We start from the raw sequence: 16,735 nt of genomic DNA on the forward strand, positions 1-16,735 counted from the left end.
AATAATATTATTAATCAACATGATTATGTCAGGAAATGCTATGGCGTTACTTGCAACATGTAATCCGTCAGTTCCAACCGTAAATTTCGGTAGTTTTAATGTCGGTGCCATTAGCACAACTGCCGTTACTGCTTCAGTTACTTGTGGTGCTTTATTATCACTACTTGTTAGCTATACCGTAACTTTTAGTACGGGAGCTGCTAATATTTATAACCCAAGAAATATGATTAATGGGGTACGTAAGCTGAATTATAATTTGTATAAAGATGCCGGTTTTACTCAAATCCTCGGTAACGGTACTAGTAGTACTGTAACATTTACCGATAGCTATACACTAGGTCTTGAACCGGTCACAAAAAACTATACCGTATATGCGCACGTCTGCCGTCACAACCTCTTGCTGCTGCCGGCACGTTTCAAGACACTATTACCGTAACCCAGCCATGGCTATATAATAAAAAATCTTTAAAATCAAAATTCTTCAGCCTAGGTTCTAACTTTGTTGCTTGCATGGATTGACTCCTAGGGTGCTAGACATTGCTGTCCAGTATTATGAAGCTGTATTTTTATTATAATATCAAAAACAATTTAAGTTTTATATTACTATAACTACATTTAGTATTTTGTAGTTACTTAATATTTTTAACTTAAATAAAGGTCGAATTTATGAAAAATGAAGAACAACACAATCCACCAACTCCAAAACATGGTCGAATAATATTCCCGCTTTACACAATGGGACAAGTTTGTGTAGATAAGAAGCTAATAGATGAAGAGTGGAAACTTAACGAATTTGAAACAGGGAAAGGGAGTGATGAGCGTTTTGGAAATGATGTTGCAGGAGAGCCGCTACCGCTAGATGGGCATATTCTTAATGGTGGGCGTACAGATGATACAGATTGGGTAAATGCTACTAATGAAGAAATAAGAGCGGAATTAAAAGATCCAACGTTTAACTGGATAAACTATACCATTAGAAGGTGAGAAAAAACTTACAATAGCATGGGATTATACTGTATCACATAAAACTTGCGGTTATATAGTGTAAATGACAAAAGCAGAGTTTACCTTTGAAAATAGACTGAAACACGATGATTTAGACGAAATTTATAGTGAACTTTCTGATCAATTTCCTTACTGGGATCATACATTAGTTCCTTCTAAAATGATTGAAGTAACTTTTCCAGATAGAGAGCCAGGATATTATGTTGTAGAAGTTGATTGGATAGTAGCCGACACACCACGTTTGTTGCATCGTTTATTGTTGAACATAAGGATGAGGTTACACCGATAGGTCCTCTTAATACGAATGATGGAGAATGTATTTAACGTTATTCCCGTATAGATAAGGTCTTGTTGCATGGATCGGTTTTCTTTCTGTTACGCTGTGACTTGATCGTGAGATGACAGAGATGGAATCGATCCTTAAACTTATGTCTACGCGAAAATGCAACCGGGAACCACGCAACGTTGCCTTACTTCCGCAGGATAAGACTGTTTGTGCCTTAAGAAAGTATAATATTTGTACAAACTATTCTATATAGTAATCAAGAGTGATTTGTGTCAAGTCAAAAATCTAAAAAAAAATAAATATTTATATTGAATAAATTATTATTCTCGTGTCTACTTAAGTGAAGATTCTATACACTGAATATGGTGTCATTTTTTCAAAATAAGCATTATAAATCCTACAACCCCATTAGTACCTATAATGAACACGTTTAAAAAAAATAAATTTCAACTCACTATAAACAACAACCATAACAATTTACTTACTCCTTTCGGTAAAGCTATTCTGCGAGATCGATATCTTATGAAAGGTGAGGATTTTCAAGATTTATTTGCAAGAGTTTCTAGTTATTATGCCGAAAATAAACAGCATGCTCAGAAGTTATATGAATATATGAGTAAAATGTGGTTTATGCCAGCAACACCAATCTTAAGTAACGGCGGAACGGATAGGGGACTTCCTATTTCATGCTTCTTGAATGAGACCGATGATAGCTTAGACGATATAGTAAATTTATGGACAGAAAATGTTTGGCTTGCTGCACGCGGTGGCGGGATTGGCAGTTATTGGGGTAATGTTCGTGCTATTAATGAAGGGATTCGTGATAAAGGTCATTCATCTGGTATTATACCGTTTATTAAAGTAATGGATTCTATGACTCTTGCTATTTCGCAAGGTTCTATTAGACGAGGTTCATCGGCTGTATATTTGCCTATTAATCACCCTGAAATTGAAGAATTTATCGATATAAGACGTCCGACAGGTGGGGATGTTAACCGTAAAGCTCTTAATATTCATCACGGTATAGCTATAACCGATGAATTTATGAAAGCAGTTGAAAACAACACGGATTTTGACCTTGTTAGTCCTGCTACCAAAAAAGTCGTAAATAAAGTTAGAGCAAGAGATTTATGGGTTAAGTTATTAACTACTAGAATAGAAACAGGTGAGCCTTACTTGTTATTTATCGATAGTGTTAATAAATCTATCCCTGAGCATCATAAAAAATTAGGGCTTCAAGTTAAAATGTCTAATCTTTGTAGCGAAATTACATTGCCGACGGGAATTGACCATCTAGGCAAGTCAAGAACTGCTGTTTGCTGCCTTTCCTCTTTAAATTTAGAGTATTACGAAGAGTGGAAAGACGATAAAGAATTTATCCATTCTATTATGTTGTTCCTTGATAATGTTTTAGAAGACTTTATTAATAAAGCACCGGATACTATGGCAAGAGCTAAATATTCGGCTTTACGTGAGCGCAGCGTTGGACTTGGCGTAATGGGCTTCCACTCATTTTTGCAAATGAAAAAAGTACCGATAGAATCGGTTATGGCAAAAGTTTGGAATAAAAAAATATTTGAATATATATCTGCTGAAACTGATAAAGCCTCAATAGAAATCGGTAAAGAAAAAGGAGCATGTCCTGATGCTCTAGATGCAGGAAGTAATGAACGATTTAGCAATAAAACCGCAATAGCACCTACCGCCTCAATTTCGGTAATAGCAGGTAATGCCTCACCCGGAATAGAGCCGTTTGCCGCTAATAGCTTTGTACAAAAGACTTTAACCGGTTCTTTTAACGTGCGTAACAAACATTTAGAAAAGTTATTAGAGGAGAAAGGATTTAATAATGATCAAGTTTGGTCTTCGATTGCAACACATGAAGGATCAGTACAACATTTAACATTTTTATCCGAAGAAGAAAAACAGGTTTTCAAAACCGCTTACGAAATTGATCAGAATTGGCTAATTGAACTGGCAAGCGATCGTACTCCTTACATTACGCAAGCACAATCTTTAAACATCTTTTTACCGGGGAATGTTAGTAAGAAATATTTAAATAATATTCATTTTAAAGCCTGGACAAAAGGGGTAAAAAGTTTATATTACTGTAGATCGACATCAATACAGCGAGCCGATAAGGTCTCGCATGACGTATTAAAGGCCGATTTTAAAGATTTAGAGGAACAAAACGATAAGTTAGCAGAAGCCGGTAACTACGAAGAATGCTTAGCTTGTCAGTAAGTATAACTATGCAAAGATATTTAGACCCAACAAATGATGTAGCATTTAAAAAATTGTTTACGGATAAAACAAGGTGACTAGGCTTTCTCAATATATTATGAGATTACCTGAAGAGTTAAGGATTATCAACCTTGAATATATTTCAAACGAACAAGCGCCGGATTTAGGGCAGAATAAAAGGAGTATAGTAGACGTAAAAGTTCAAGATAACTCCGGCAATATTTATATTGTTGAGATGCAAGACGGCTATGCCGACGCTTCTTTAGCAAGAGTACCATTTTACAGTTGTATAGCATTTTCTTCGCAATTAAAAAGAGGAAAAGAATATGTTGATCTAGCTCCTGTAGTAATGGTAGTAATTATTTCTGGATTTCAGGCATTGCCCGAGGAAAAAGAATGTATTAGCTATCATCAAACTATTAATGTCGGCAACGGTAAGCATCAACTTAAATGCTTGCGTATTTGTTGAATTAGACAAATTTACCAAAGAAGCACATGAGTTAGAAAGCTTAGAAGATGATTGGTTATATATGATGGCTAAATTCGATAGAGCAAAAGAACCCCCGCAACATACAAAAGATGAAAATAGCATTATCAGTTTATAAAACTATTGAATAATTTAACTGGAGCGAAGCAGAATATGATAATTATATTAAAGCGATGCTTGCTACTCAAACGGAAGAGTTAAATCAAAAAAGTAAATATAATGAGGGGAAAGCTGAGGGTATTGAAATTGGAGAAACTAGAAGAAATACAGAAATAGCAAAAGAAATGTTAGCGGATAATAAGCCGATCGAGAAAATAATTAAATATACTAAGCTTTCAAAAGAAGAAATAGAAAAATTAAAAGAAGAAAAATTATGTCACTACTTGATGCAAGTCCAATTTATAAACCGTTTTCATATCCATGGGCATATGAAGCTTGGCACACTCAACAAAAAATTCATTGGCTACCGGAAGAAGTACCGCTTGCCGACGATGTTAAAGATTGGAAATATAACTTAACTCCAGGGGAAAAACATCTATTAACGCAAATATTTCGTTTTTTTACACAGGCAGATATTGAAGTGAATAATTGCTATATGAAGCATTATTCACGAGTATTTAAACCGACTGAAATATTAATGATGTTATCAGCATTTTCTAATATGGAAACGGTACATATCGCGGCATATTCACATTTACTTGATACGGTAGGTATGCCGGAAGTAGAATATTCAGCATTTCTTAAATATAAGGAAATGAAAGACAAGTATGATTATATGCAGCAATTCGGAGTGGATGCCAAAGAAGATATAGCAACTACACTCGCAGTATTTGGAGCTTTTACTGAAGGATTACAGCTATTTGCTTCTTTTGCGATTATGCTTAATTTCCCTCGTTTTAATAAAATGAAAGGTATGGGACAGATTATTGCTTGGTCAGTGCGTGATGAAACACTTCATACTAACTCAATTATTACTCTGTTTAAGACTTTTGTAAGAGAAAACCCTGAAGTTTGGACAGAAACTTTACGTAAACGTATTTATGAAGCTTGTACGACTATTGTGCATTTTGAAGATGCCTTTATTGAACTTGCTTTTGAAGTTGGCGGTATTGAGGGATTAACGGCATATGAAGTAAGACAATATATTCGTTATATTGCCGACCGTCGTTTAATGCAGCTAGGACTCAAAGATGTATATTTGGTAAATCATAACCCCCTTCCTTGGCTTGATGAAATGCTAAACGGAGTCGAACATACGAACTTTTTTGAAAATAGAACAACTGAATATTCAAAAGCAGCGACTACCGGTTCATGGGAAGAAGTATTCACTGAGATGGACGTCACAGCGGAGGCTAAATAATATACTCAGATAGCACTTATGCTGAACATGTTGTGTCGAAGTATACATATTAACAACAACAATAACAAAAAATTAAAAATACCTGATCTTTATTTTTAAAAATTTTTTAAAATAGACTTAGAATATTTAAACATTGCGAGTGATTTTATGGCTGTTATAAATAATAAAAACTATCAAAAAGTTGTAGAAAAAGTTTTATCTTCTTCTAAAGCTAATAAAGTACTAAAGAGTGCAATTCAGGACTTATCATCTTCAAAGAGTATAAGCTTAAGAACGATATTACTCGGAGCAAGATTTATTTTAACTAATCCTGTAAATACTTATAATCTTGTTAAGCTTGCTAACTCTTCTAAGATATATCTTGATCCGGAATTTCAAAAATCACTTCTTAAAAAATCTCCAATATGGGAATTTTTAAAAAAACATTCGGATGATTTGCCTAAAATAGGTCAAATCTTAGCAAATGCGGGCTTTAGAGAATTTCAAGATAAGAGTGCTTTAGATGAAAAGGGACTCGAAATACTAAAAGAATGTTTTAAAAATGAACAAGTACTTAAAAAACTTCAAGAAATTGCAGTTGAAGTAAAGCAAGAGCTACCGGACTGGAATAAAGTGACTTCTAGAACTTTAGATATGCTGGTTACCGATAAAAACTTCCAAAAATTCTTTAACGAAAAGAGTGAAGATATTACGAAATACATACGTACAGGAGCAACTGAAATACTTCCAAGCGATTATATAAAAACTTTTGATGATATATTACAAAAACCCGAAAAGAAAAATTTATTAAAAATATTTAATGAACATCCTGATTTTAAGCAAGAACTGGCTAAAAATATAAACAATCCTAATACTCTAAAAAGATTTAATAAGTTATCTCCTGAAGAACAAATAATTATTGAAAATTTCTTAGAAGAAGCAAAAGAACAAGCTAAACCTTTCTTAAAAGAACATTTTGAAACCTACAAAATTGATCTTAAAATTTTAGATATTATTCCTACTTTATTAAATAAAATGCCTGAGACAAAAGAGATTTTTGATACTCTTAATGCTCCAAATCAAGGTGTAATGATATCTCTTGAGAAATCCTTAGAAATGGTAGCTGGTGATGATAAATTAAAAAGTTTTTTTGCTAATAATAAAACAATCTTACCAAATATTGCTTTAGGTATTATTGAAAATACTCCTAGCGTACAAAGCGTAACAAAAGAATATAATTTTGATAAACAAATGCTTAGTATTGTAGGCGAAGTTATGTCAAAACCGGAAGTTGCTCATGAGATTATTGCAGACTTAAATAAAGGCGATTATATGAGTTTAACCGGTAATATAATCTCCGCCCTTAATGATCCTTCATTTAAATTAAAAGATATATTAGTAGAGCAAAGTAAAGGAGGTCTATTTGATAATTTAATTACAGGAGTTTTAGAACAAGATGCAAAAAATAGCCAAACTATAAAACAACAACTTATAAATTATGGTCTGGAAGCGAGTGATGTTACAAAGCTAACGAGCATAATGCCTATATTACTTGATCAATCTGAATCATTAAAAAAGGTTTTTCGAGATTTTATTCAAGGTGATTATACGGGAATGGCAAAAGAGTTAATAGCTTTAACTAAAGACAATCCTGAAATTAAAAAATATTTAAACAATAATAGAGAAATATTTGCAAGTATTTTAGATAAAACTTTAGTAGAAATACCAGGTATAAATAACCTTGATAAGAAAGAATTATATAATGTACTTCCATCAATGTTAAACCATCCTAATGAATTAGTTAAAGTTATAGAAGAGGTTGAAAAAAGTAATTATCGTGAGGCTGCTAGTGCTATGTATAATCTAGCTCAAAAAACAAATTATTTGGAAGGGCAATTGCCGAATATTATAAAAGCAGGTTTTAGCTATGCTACTGAAAAACTAAAAGACGTATTTAGTCCATCACAAGATTTTAAAGATAAAACTATAGATGCAATTACTCTTAGAAATAATTTACATAAAATACAAAATGGAAAATTCAGCTTAGAGGGAGCTATATTAGTAGGTGATTTATCTAATATCGACTTCTCAGGCGTATCATTAAAAAATGCAGATTTAACTAAAGTCACTTCTTTAAAAGATTGTAATTTTAAAAATATTAATTTAGCAGAGGCTAAATTACCTGATAATTTAATGCTACTTACTGATACTTACAATCTTGATAAGGCTATCCCTCCTTTAGTACCTAAACTAATTAAAGAACAACAAGCAAAATTAATTGATAAGGCAATTGATAAATTATTTTTACAAATACAAGCTGAAGGAAAAAGAAATGTACTTAGTAAAAAAAAATTTGCTCAACAAGTAAAAAGATTATATGAAGAAAATCAAACGATTAAAGACTATATTATAGAAAAACTAAATTCACTACCTATGAATATGGTTACTAACCTAGCTACTCCTAGAACAAATCAATATAAACATATTACAAATCATGTAAATTCTCCATTACAAATATTGAACCCTTTATATGAAAATATTGCAAATAAACAAAATATTAAGAGTAATTTATTGGCAAATATTTTAAGCGAGAAAATATCACAAAAACTTTTTGATAAAGGTGATAATAGAGGTGAAGATTTTTACATGATAAATCAGATGCTAAAACCTATCGTTTCTGAATATTCTAAAGAAAATCCTGATAATATAAATAATTTTTTAGAGCCAAAAAATCTAGAAAAGTTAGCAAGTAATATTGCCTCTACTTTATATTCTAAATCTAAATATACTGGGGTAGGCACTATTACCGGTGGAATTTATTTACCAAAAGAAATCTTCAATGAACAGTTAAAAGATAACTTTAAAAATGAGTTCGAAAATATTAATAAATTAAATGTTTTAAAAGAAGCAAAAAATATAGTTTCAAATTTAGATAGTAAAGTGCATGTAGTAGATAATCACGATAAATCACATACTTACGCATCATTACCTACAAAAAGTAAACAAATACACAGATAACTCCATAAATCTTAGATCAAATTGATTTAATTACCATATTATGTAATATAAATTAAAATATTTAAGTAGTGCTTAATTTATTTGAATCAATTTTAAGATAATTTAATGTTTATGTAATTAAATATATTTCATTATTTTTACGGCAGTTACAAATTCCATTAAAGATATTAAATTAAAGAATTTTAATAAAACTGTTAAAAGGACATTATCTTCTACTGATGCAGAAAGGCATTGACAAGCTTTATTTATGACCTTGCATCTCCAAAGAAAAAATATTACCAGTTAGTATAGGAGCATTATTAAAAGGTGCGAAGTTTGCCTTCACTAATCCCGTAAATAGTTATAATCTTGTTAAACTTGCAAGCTCCTCTGATAGATTCAAAGTTTCAAAAATCTGTTCTTGAAAAATCCGAAATATAGGATTTTCTAAAAAAGCATGCCGATGATTTACCAAAAATAGGACAAATCTTAGCAAAAGCAGGTTTTAGAGAATTTCAAGATAAGAGTGCTTTAGATGAAAAGGGACTCGAAATACTAAAAGAATGTTTTAAAAATGATGCTTTACTTAAAAGCCTTCAAGAAATTGCACTTGAGATAAAGCAAGAAGTACCGGACTATAATAAAGTAACTTCTAAAACATTAGGAATGTTATCCACGGATAAAAATTGCTGAAAATTTTTTAATGAAAAAGGTAACGATATTGCGCATTACATAACTGAAATACTTCCAAGCGACTATATAAAAGCTTTTGATATTACAAAAACCTCAAAGTAAATGACACATATGCAAAAGTTATAAAAATATTTAATGAACATCCTGAGTTTAAACAAGAGCTGGCTGAAAATATAAACAATCCTAATGCTCTAAAAAGGTTTAATAAATTATCTCCTGAAAAATAAATAATTATAGAAGGTTTCTTAATAGAAACTAAAGAACAAGCTAAACCTTTCTTAAAAGAATATTTTGAAAGCTATAAAGTTGATGTAGATACTATTCCTACTTTATTAAATAAAATGCCTGAAACAACAGAGATTTTTGATACTCTGAATGCAAATCAAGGAGTAATGGTGGCTCGTGAGAAATCTTTAGAAATGGTAGCGGGTGACGATAAATTAAAAAGTTTTTTTGCTGATAATAAAACAGTCTTACCAGATATTGCCGCAGCTATTATTGAAAATACTCCGAATATACAAAGCATAACGCAAGAATATAATTTCGATAAACAAATGCTTAGTATAGTAGGTGAAGTTATGTCAAAACCGGAAATTGCACATGCTATTATTATAGATATAAATAAAGGCGATGATATGACCGTAACAAGCCGTGTAATTACTGCTTTTAACGAACCTTCATTTAAGTTAAAATATATTAGTAGAGCAAAGTAAAGAGGGTTTATTCGATAATTTAATTAAAGGCATTTTAGAGCAAGATGAACAAAATAGCCACACTATAAACAGCAGCTTGAAAATTATGGACTAGAAACAAAAGATACTACAAAACTTACGAATGTAATGCCTATATTACTTGATAATCCTGAATAATTAAAAAAGGTTTTTGATGGATTTGTTAAAGGTGATTATACGGGAATAGCTAAAGAATTGGTAATGTTAACTAAAGATAATCCCGAGATCAAAAAATATTTAAACGATAATAAGGAAATATTTACAGGTATTTTAGATAAAACTTTAAAAGATGTACCCGGTATAAATAAGCTCGATAAGAAAGAATTATATAGTATACTAACACCTATGCTCAATCAACCGGATAAGCTTGATTCCAATCTTAGAAAATATTGAAAATAAAAAATATATTAATGTTGCTACTAGTATAGGTAGTTTAGTTTGGAAAGAAGGACAAGCACTGAATATTATTAAACAAATACTAAATGTTGTTAAAGCGGGAGTTGGTTATTTTAATCAAAAATCTGATAAGAAACCAGAATTAGAAAATAAAGTTCTGGCTGATGTATTAAAAGAAGCACAAAGTATCGTCTCAAATTTAAATAGTAAGATTAATATTGTAGGACCTAAGACAAATACACTCTCCATTACTCCTATTTCCAATAATAAAAAGAAAGAAGCAATACGTAGATAAGCTATATAGTTTTAAAAGGGTTTTTTAAAGTTTGAGTAAATTCTTCTTGGTTAGCATATTCCAATGTGATTTTATCTTGTATCTGATTTTTAAACCAAGTAACTTGTCTTTTAGCATACTGACGGGTTCGTATTTGAGCTGCATTTAAAGCCTCATCTAAAGTGAGATTGCCGTTTAAATAAGCTAAAATTTCTTTTATCCCTACAGCTTTCAAATTCGTATAATCTTTAGGAGCAAATTGCTTTTTTATTAAAGCTATTTCGTCAATTGCCCCTTCTTTAAATATCTTATCTAAACGCTCATCACATGTTTTATATAAAAACTTTCGCTCAGGATTTAAGAAAATAATTTTGAAATTAAAATCAGATAAGATTTGTTCTTTTGGCAAAGTTTGAAAAGAAAAAATAGATTTACCGGTTTGCATAAATACTTCATAAGCTCTAATTAAACGCTGAGTATCATTTTGGTTTATTTTAGAAGCAGCAAGCGGGTCAAACTTCTCTAATTTACCCCATAATTCTATATTGCCTATTTTAACATGTAAATTTCTTACCTGTTCTTGTAAATCTTCTGATATATCAGGAATATTATTATAGCCAAAAACTAAAGAATTAATATATAAACCCGTTCCACCTATTAATATAGGTAGCTTACCCCTGTCGGTTATTTCTTTTATTTTTTCTGTCGCAAGTTTTAGATATTTTATTACCGAGAAATCTTCTGTCATTGATAAGAAGTTATATAAGTGATACAAGATTTCAGTTTTGTAGCTTTTCGGAGGGGAGGCGGTAATAATAGGAATTTCCTTATAAACCTGCATTGAGTCGATATTAATGATTTCGCCGTTATAAGCTTTAGCCAGTTCATGACCTAAATAAGACTTCCCGCTAGCAGTCGGCCCGCATAATATAATTATACTCTTCTGCTTTGAAGAATTGTTTCTGCAACACTTCGGATCACCTATTAAATATAGGCTGTGCGTACTCGCTCCTCGTTTTACATTCCCATTCTCCAAATCATTTGAGTATATTTCTTTCTTTGTCACTTGTTTAACTAATAAATACAAATTTGTATCGTCATTGCAAGCCAGCATTTATGCTGGCGTGGCAAGCTCAGGAGTTTTTTTATATTATCTTATGAGATTGCCGCGTCGTTGCTAACGCAACTCCTCGCAATGACGGAAAAACCTATCCATGTAACAACGCCTAGCAGGAATGACCTCATACCCTTAAACGGTTTCATTAGTATTTCCTAAAGTGTCAGTATTAGCATTACTATCTGCTGGTCCACTAAATGTTATTGTACCAAGTTTGTTGTCATAACTAATAGTTGGACCACTAAATAAGCCCGCATCACTGTAGTCAATGGTCAGACTATTTAAACCGTTAGATGCGGCTACGTCACTGTTAAGAGGATTATCAGTAGGCTCAAGGTCTTTATGTTTTATTACTAATGGTGCCTCAATGTTAATATTTAATGTATTTACACCTATTGGCGTTATTGTAACTAATTTAGTATCAACAAATGAGTGATTGATATTTGAGATTTTTAACATATTATTTTTCTTTATATTAATTTAATGTAAGAAAAATATATAAAATAATATTTTAGAAAGCAATAATGTTTTAATAATTAATTAATAACCCGTATTTTTCAAGATATTTATTAATTATAGTGATTATTTCCTCTAAACCATTCTTACTATCTGATTCAGCCCTTGCAACTATAATAGATTCGGTATTAGAGCTACGCAAGAGCCACCAACCATGTGCAGTATTTACCCGTACACCGTCTATATCATTAAACTCTATTTTCTCTTCTAATGATTTTTCTTTAATCTCTTTAATAATTTGTAATTTTAACTCTGAAGGAACAAAAATTTTAATTTCCGGTGTACTATAGCTTTTCGGTACATCCTCTATTATCTCATCTAGAGTTTTACTTGATCTACTAAGTAAATCTAAAAATCTAAGAGCTGCATAAATTGCATCGTCAAAACCAAAATATTTATCGGCAAAGAATATATGCCCGCTCATTTCGCCAGCGAGTAAAGCCTTTGTCTCAAGCATTTTGCTTTTAATAAAAGGATGACCTGTTCGCCATATTATAGGATGTCCTCCATATGATTTTATTTTAGCGACTATAAATTGGCTGACTTTTACATCAACTATTATAGTTGCGTTTGGATTTTCCTTTAAAATATCCTCAGCAAAAATGCATAAAATTTGATCACCTAATAATATTTTACCGCTTGAGCTTATAATGCCGATTCTATCACCGTCACCGTCAAAAGCTATACCAAGGTCACAATTTTGTTCTTTAACCACTTTTATTAACTCCTGCAAATTAGCAGGATTTGTAGGATCAGGATGATGGCTTGGAAAATTCCCGTCAATCTTACTATGTATGATTATATTCTTGTTTGAGAGATGCTTTTTAAGTTCTTCAACAATATCGCCGGTTGCTCCATTGCCGCAATCCCAAGCCACTTTTAATTTTGGATTAATGTTTATTCCATCTAAAATACGTTTTAGGTATTTAGATTGTATATTATGGATTCCTGCTTTCGCAGGAATGACATAAGGGGATGCTGGTGTGGTATTGGAGTAGTTATCCAAAATCTTAGTCAATAACTCCTGTATCTGATCACCGAAAAAAGGTTTACCGTTTTGTAGTATTTTAAAGCCGTTATCGTCACGAGGATTGTGTGACCCCGTGACCATAATACTACCGGCGGGCGTAAAGTGTTTATCGGCAAAATATAAAACTGGTGTTGGAACTACGCCAATATTTATGATTTCAGCCCCTGCATTAGTTAATCCTAGTTCTAAAGCTTTACAAAGGGTAGGGGAGCTAAGCCGACCGTCTAAACCGACACAGATTTTATCGTTATCTTTTGTTATAGTCATCTCGGCAAAACCAAAGCCGATTTTATAAGCTACTTCTTCCGTTAAATCTTTAAGGCTATTGCCTCTTATATCATAAGCCCTAAAAATTTCTTTGTTAATTTGCATAGAAAACTATTTTGAATATTATTACATGGCTCTTATGTCATTCCTACAAAAGAGCCTTGTTGCATGGCTCGGAAAACCTACTCGATGTTATCCCCGCGTAGGCGGGAATGACATAAAACAATCCATGCAACAACACCTGCAAGTCGCTCGCAATGACGAATTTGCATAGTCTAGAAACTAAAGCTCTCACCTAAATACACTTCCTTAACTTTCTTGCTATTTGCTATTTCCTTAGCACTTCCTTCTAATAATACTTTACCTTCAAAAATAACATAAGCACGGTCGACTATATCTAGAGTATCACGTACATTATGGTCGGTAATTAATATACCTATATTAAATTCACGTAAATAAGTAATTAGATTTTTAATATCGGAAATAGCAAGCGGGTCAATACCGGCAAGCGGTTCATCCAGCATGATAAATTTAGGCTCTATTGCAAGTGCACGTGCAATCTCAAGCCTACGCCTTTCACCGCCTGATAAGCTAGCAGCGGATAAATCTTTTAAATGAACTATCGAAAACTTCTCTAACAAATTATGGGTTTTTTGTTCAATTACTTCTTTATCATTGTTAGATATCTCAACTACAGCCTTAATATTATCTTCAACCGACAATTCCCGAAATATCGAAGGTTCTTGAAGAAGATAACCGAGTCCAAGCCTTGCTCGTAAATAAATAGGCAAGTTAGTAATATTTATATCATTTAAAAGTAATTGCCCTGAGTCCAGTTTCATTAAACCGATAATAATGTTAAAGCAAGTTGTTTTACCGGCTCCATTCGGACCGAATAAACCAACTATCTCTCCTTGTTTTATATTCAGAGATATATCAGTTAATATATTCCTTTTTTTGTAGGATTTTGATATATTTTTAACGTGTAAGCTGTCCATCTTTTTTATTTGTTAAGATTTTGTTGCGTGGATTAATTTTCAACGTCATTGCAAGAAAATTACGTAAGTAATTGACGCAGCAATCCAGTTAAAAATATTAATCTTTAGCATTTTTTTAATTATTTTCTGGATTGTCACACTTCTTGCAATCGCTTGCTGCAATGACGTACCAACGGTAAATAGCTCTATTTTTTAATAATATCTACATAGTAGATTAGTTTATTAGTTTTTAAAACATTATCGTCACGCTGTAATATTACATTACCAAGTAGAATAAGTTGTTTATTATCGCAAAAATATTTAGCACTATCTGCAAGTAATAATTCATTATTTATTTTTCTTTCTACAGTCAATTTAGTAGGGACAACTATATGATCAATAGTTTGCTTTTCATCTATTATTTTATAAAAAATATATAATTCTTTCGTTCTAAGTATCGCATTATCGAAGTAAACAATAACATTTCCAAGATATGCTGCTTTTTGTTTGGTTCTATCAATAATTAAACTATCAGATGTGATATGTAAATTTGAAATATTTTTATCATTAGCATATATTATAGTACTAATTATAAGAAGTAAAACAAGTTTAATAATAGACATCTTTCCAAACTTCGCTTCTAGAGGTAATTTAGACGTCGAATCGGTACTCGTATCCTCAAGTACTTCTTTGTACGCTGCGGTGCTACATTCTATGTCTCCTTTAAATTCCTCTCTATAAGCTGGTTTGGCAAGATGTCTAATCCGATAAATCGATGATTGTAGAGACATTGCCTTTAAAAATTATAATATTATTTTCATCTTTTGTATTAAAACTATCCGAAGTAATTGAAGAGTTTTTGTAAAGTAACTTAGCAGGGGAATGACCGGTTATATTCTTATTTACTAAATCAATCCTTGCATCGTTAGTGTTAAATATGATCTCATCAAAAAAAAGTTTTACATCGTTTTTTAAATCTAATATGCTTGATTCTTCATCTAAAAAGCCTTCTTTCGCATTGATAATAAGAGTTTGGTCTTGATTTACGTTATAAATAGCATTTATTATATCTAGTTTATATTTGTTATTCGACTCTTTTATAGCTCGTTCAGTTTTAATCTTATACGCATTTAAATTTTTATTTACTCCTTCAAAAATTGAATCTTTCAATATAATATTATACTTTAAATCAAAATTTTTATTGTCTTTTAAACTTTTTTTTGTAACGTTAATATCGTTTTTTTCATTAATATAACCGCTTTTAATTAATATATACCCTATATATAAAATTCCAACTGTTATTAAAAGATATACAGATTTCCAAATTTTTTTTCGCAGTTTATAAGAAGAGGGCATAGATTTTAGCTAACCCCTATGCGTAGTAAATCATGAATATGAATAATGCCTATAATAATATTATCATCAACAATCGGTATATTAGTGATATTCTTGGCTTTCATTAAATTTAAAGCCTCTTTTGCAAATATTTCCGATGAGATATGAATAGGGTTTTTGGTCATAATGCTTGATGCTGTTTTTAAGTGGATTTGATCGTTAATATGACGATGTAAATCCCCATCGGTTATAATTCCCACCAAATTTTGGTTTTTATCTGTTACAAGCGTACAACCTAAACGTTTTTTATTCATAATAATTATAGTTTTGGCAAAGGAAGTATCTTCATATACTAAAGGTATTTCATCACCGCTACGCATTAGGTTTTTAATTTTTGTTAAATTAGCGCCGATTGTACCTCCCGGATGATAAATTTTAAAATCATCTTTAGTAAAGCCTCGTTTTTCATGTATAACAGTCATTAAAGCATCACCGAGTGATAGCATGATTAAAGATGATATAGTAGGAACTCCAATTACAGAAGCTTCCGGGTATTCAGGTACTATTAATAAAAAATCGCTTCTTTTAGCTAAAGTAGAATTTTTATTCACTGTCATTGCAGCAATTTTTATGGAAGAGTTCTTGCAATATTCAATTATATTAAATAGTTCTTTAGTTTCGCCGGAATTAGATAACATAATTACTAGATCATTTCTCGTCACCATACCTAAATCGCCGTGACTTGCTTCTGCCGGATGTAAATAAAAAGCAGGCATACCGGTTGAAGAAAAGCTAGCAGCTATTTTTCTTGCAATATAACCGCTTTTGCCTATGCCGGTTAGGATTATCCGTCCTTTGAAAGATAGTAAAAATTCTATAATTCTGTTAAAGTCTTCAGGGATATTTTCGGATAATTTTTCTAAAGCACTTGCTGCACTAGAAATAACCCTCTTTGCGATGATTCGGTAATTATTTGTGTTGGTCATTTATTTACTTATTGTCATACCGTGGCTTGTCCACGGTATCCAGCAAATTATTAGT

General features: G+C 31.6%; 14 protein-coding genes and 2 pseudogenes. 9 read left to right on the plus strand and 7 right to left on the minus strand.

Annotation, left to right across the window (positions count from 1 at the left end):
- The first annotated feature begins 19 nt into the window (after positions 1-19).
- The 9 genes and pseudogenes from RSL_RS03330 to RSL_RS09960 all read left to right on the plus strand — a co-directional run.
- Positions 20-519: pseudogene (locus RSL_RS03330) on the plus strand (Csu type fimbrial protein).
- Between the two features lie 147 nt (positions 520-666).
- Positions 667-984: a hypothetical protein gene (locus tag RSL_RS03335; RefSeq protein ID WP_014419815.1), complete on the plus strand. Its 318-nt coding sequence runs from the start codon at positions 667-669 to the stop codon at positions 982-984.
- Positions 985-1,048: 64 nt separating this feature from the next.
- Complete coding sequence (locus tag RSL_RS03340; protein ID WP_014419816.1) at positions 1,049-1,294, plus strand: chitin-binding protein; 246 nt, start codon at positions 1,049-1,051, stop codon at positions 1,292-1,294.
- 417 nt (positions 1,295-1,711) lie between these two features.
- The gene (locus RSL_RS03345; RefSeq protein ID WP_014419817.1) at positions 1,712-3,535 is read left to right on the plus strand and encodes a ribonucleoside-diphosphate reductase subunit alpha; all 1,824 of its coding nucleotides are present in this window, start codon (positions 1,712-1,714) and stop codon (positions 3,533-3,535) included.
- Between the two features lie 73 nt (positions 3,536-3,608).
- Entirely contained in the window at positions 3,609-4,004 is a 396-nt protein-coding gene (locus RSL_RS09530) for a PD-(D/E)XK nuclease family transposase (protein WP_193384671.1), read from the plus strand.
- On the plus strand, positions 3,958-4,140 hold the full coding sequence (locus tag RSL_RS09955; RefSeq protein WP_041472083.1) for a hypothetical protein: 183 nt from the start codon (positions 3,958-3,960) through the stop codon (positions 4,138-4,140). The genes RSL_RS09530 and RSL_RS09955 overlap by 47 nt, the downstream gene beginning before the upstream one ends.
- Positions 4,141-4,395: 255 nt before the next feature.
- On the plus strand, positions 4,396-5,382 hold the full coding sequence (locus tag RSL_RS03365; RefSeq protein WP_014419818.1) for a ribonucleotide-diphosphate reductase subunit beta: 987 nt from the start codon (positions 4,396-4,398) through the stop codon (positions 5,380-5,382).
- Positions 5,383-5,529: 147 nt separating this feature from the next.
- Positions 5,530-8,379 carry a pentapeptide repeat-containing protein gene (locus RSL_RS03370; RefSeq protein WP_014273492.1) on the plus strand — a complete coding sequence of 950 codons (2,850 nt, stop codon included), beginning with the start codon at positions 5,530-5,532 and terminating at the stop codon, positions 8,377-8,379.
- A 157-nt stretch (positions 8,380-8,536) separates the two neighbouring features.
- Positions 8,537-10,302 (plus strand): annotated as a pseudogene (locus RSL_RS09960) (pentapeptide repeat-containing protein); the annotation flags it as partial.
- A gap of 172 nt (positions 10,303-10,474) precedes the next feature.
- Here RSL_RS09960 and miaA read toward each other — a convergent pair.
- From miaA to RSL_RS03420, 7 genes are all read right to left on the minus strand, one after another.
- The gene (gene miaA, locus RSL_RS03390; RefSeq protein ID WP_014419822.1) at positions 10,475-11,566 is read right to left on the minus strand and encodes a tRNA (adenosine(37)-N6)-dimethylallyltransferase MiaA; all 1,092 of its coding nucleotides are present in this window, start codon (positions 11,564-11,566) and stop codon (positions 10,475-10,477) included.
- A 135-nt stretch (positions 11,567-11,701) separates the two neighbouring features.
- Positions 11,702-12,028 carry a hypothetical protein gene (locus tag RSL_RS03395; RefSeq protein ID WP_014273494.1) on the minus strand — a complete coding sequence of 109 codons (327 nt, stop codon included), beginning with the start codon at positions 12,026-12,028 and terminating at the stop codon, positions 11,702-11,704.
- A 70-nt stretch (positions 12,029-12,098) separates the two neighbouring features.
- Positions 12,099-13,487, minus strand: coding sequence for a phosphomannomutase/phosphoglucomutase (locus tag RSL_RS03400; RefSeq protein ID WP_014273495.1), 1,389 nt, complete (start codon positions 13,485-13,487; stop codon positions 12,099-12,101).
- A 170-nt stretch (positions 13,488-13,657) separates the two neighbouring features.
- Positions 13,658-14,380 carry an LPS export ABC transporter ATP-binding protein gene (gene lptB, locus RSL_RS03405; protein ID WP_004995684.1) on the minus strand — a complete coding sequence of 241 codons (723 nt, stop codon included), beginning with the start codon at positions 14,378-14,380 and terminating at the stop codon, positions 13,658-13,660.
- A 185-nt stretch (positions 14,381-14,565) separates the two neighbouring features.
- The gene (locus tag RSL_RS03410; protein ID WP_410527976.1) at positions 14,566-14,982 is read right to left on the minus strand and encodes an LptA/OstA family protein; all 417 of its coding nucleotides are present in this window, start codon (positions 14,980-14,982) and stop codon (positions 14,566-14,568) included.
- A gap of 136 nt (positions 14,983-15,118) precedes the next feature.
- Positions 15,119-15,715, minus strand: coding sequence for an LPS export ABC transporter periplasmic protein LptC (gene lptC / locus RSL_RS03415; RefSeq protein WP_010977285.1), 597 nt, complete (start codon positions 15,713-15,715; stop codon positions 15,119-15,121).
- Positions 15,716-15,720: 5 nt separating this feature from the next.
- The gene (locus RSL_RS03420) at positions 15,721-16,680 is read right to left on the minus strand and encodes a KpsF/GutQ family sugar-phosphate isomerase (RefSeq protein ID WP_014273497.1); all 960 of its coding nucleotides are present in this window, start codon (positions 16,678-16,680) and stop codon (positions 15,721-15,723) included.
- Between the last annotated feature and the right edge of the window lie 55 nt (positions 16,681-16,735).

Origin of the sequence: Rickettsia slovaca 13-B, assembly GCF_000237845.1 — a bacterium.
In the GTDB taxonomy this organism is placed as follows: domain Bacteria; phylum Pseudomonadota; class Alphaproteobacteria; order Rickettsiales; family Rickettsiaceae; genus Rickettsia; species Rickettsia rickettsii.